Annotated in this window: 2 protein-coding genes; both read right to left on the minus strand. The window is 42.3% G+C overall.

Annotated elements, in window-relative coordinates; translation table 11 throughout:
• Positions 1 to 929 (minus strand): ROK family glucokinase (locus ACO6FI_RS12270; RefSeq protein WP_485457585.1); only part of this gene is annotated, 929 nt, incomplete at its 3' end.
• A 19-nt stretch (positions 930 to 948) separates the two neighbouring features.
• Positions 949 to 1,746: DUF5711 family protein (locus ACO6FI_RS12275; RefSeq protein ID WP_485457586.1), on the minus strand; the 798-nt coding region annotated here is incomplete at its 5' end.

Below are 1,746 nucleotides of genomic sequence, written 5' to 3' on the forward strand. Positions count from 1 at the left end.
AGCTTTGCGGCGCCGTATATTCCGGCATCATTTCCAAGCTTTGCGATTACTATATCCGCCTTGTTCTTTGTAATAGGTGTGTAATATATGAATTTTTCTCTTATCTTGTCTATAAGGAAATCTCCGGCCTTTGAAACACCTCCGCCTATTACAAATATCTCAGGGTCTACCGTCATTGCTATATGTGCCAGAGCTATTCCGAGGTATTTTGCCACTATGTCGACCACTTCTATAGCCAGCTTGTCTCCGGCCTTTGCCGCATCAAGTACATCCTTGGCTGTGAGGTCTTCTATCAGTGAAAGTCTTGAAGTGTCTTTTTTCTTTGCAAGAAGCTTCTTTGCTTCTCTTACTATTCCTGTGGCACTGGATATCTGCTCAAGACAGCCCTTACCTCCGCAGTTACACTTTTCGGTCTCTGATTCTCTCACATGCATATGTCCTATCTCACCGCCAAGTCCGTGTTTTCCCGGTACTATCTTGCCGTCTATTATGATGCCTCCGCCTACGCCTGTGCCGAGTGTTACCATCACAACATCCTTGATATGTTTGGCACCGCCCATCCATGCTTCACCGAGTGCCGCCACATTGGCGTCATTGCCGAGTGCTACAGGCATACCGTCCAAAAGGTCTGAAAGGATTCTTGCAGGGAATACTTCTTTCCAGCCTATATTTACAACAACTTCTATGTAACCGTTAGGCATTACAGGTCCCGGAACTCCCATTCCCACTCCTACACAGTCTGTAAGTGAAAGTCCGCCTTCTTTGAGGTTTTCTTTTATTGACTTGCCTATCTTTTCAATAAGAGCCTTTGTATCATTCCTTGGCTCCGTAGGTATCTCCCACTTTTTGAGCAATGTTCCGCTCAGTGTGAATATACCCAGCTTTACACTTGTTCCACCAATGTCAACTCCTACACATACCTGCTCCATAATTTCTCCTTTTCCGTGTTTATTTGAGTACTATACCTCTAAAGTCGTTATCCCCAAGCACTGTAAACCCTGATAAAAACCCGCTCTTTACAATCTTATGGATATTTACATCCAGGCTTCCGTTGTATTTTATTACGCCTGATGTATTCATTATAATAGCATTATCGTTTTTTGTCATATATATATATCCTTTTTGCATATCGAGCTTATTAAAATCTCCCACAAACTCTTTTTTAAGCAATACGCTTCCCGTCTTTGAATATATATACAGTGTATGATTGAATTTTTCCGAGGTGTTTTTATATACCACACATAGTCTGTCTCCCTCAAATGCTACCGCTTCTATATCATTCTCCGCCTTTATCGTCTTTACAAGTTTCGGTGAAGCTATATTCTTTGATGAGAAAAAATACAGTCCGTCCGAAGCGATTGCCACCGAGTTTATTTTATCCAGATACTTTACCCTTGCCACCATTGAAGAGACGAATTCTTCGTCAAAGCCGCCTACCACTCTGTTGGGCATATTTTTGCCTATCTCCGAAAAGTCATAGAATACCACTCTTCCCATCATGGAGCTGCCTTTCAAATACTGGAATGCGGCAAGAAGTGCGGTTCCGTCAGGAGATATTGCAATATCTGTAGGGAAACCGTCTCCCGAGAGTTTTGATTTTACGATTATATCAAGTTTTTTTCCTTCATTATCAAAAAACACTATATCTGTAGACCTCGATTCTTCCACAAGTGCCGTGACCACTCCGCTTTTTGAGACTATCGCCTTTATTATAGGAAGCTCGGTGTCTATACTTGCCGCTTTACC

Source organism: Lachnoanaerobaculum sp. (genome assembly GCF_057250505.1).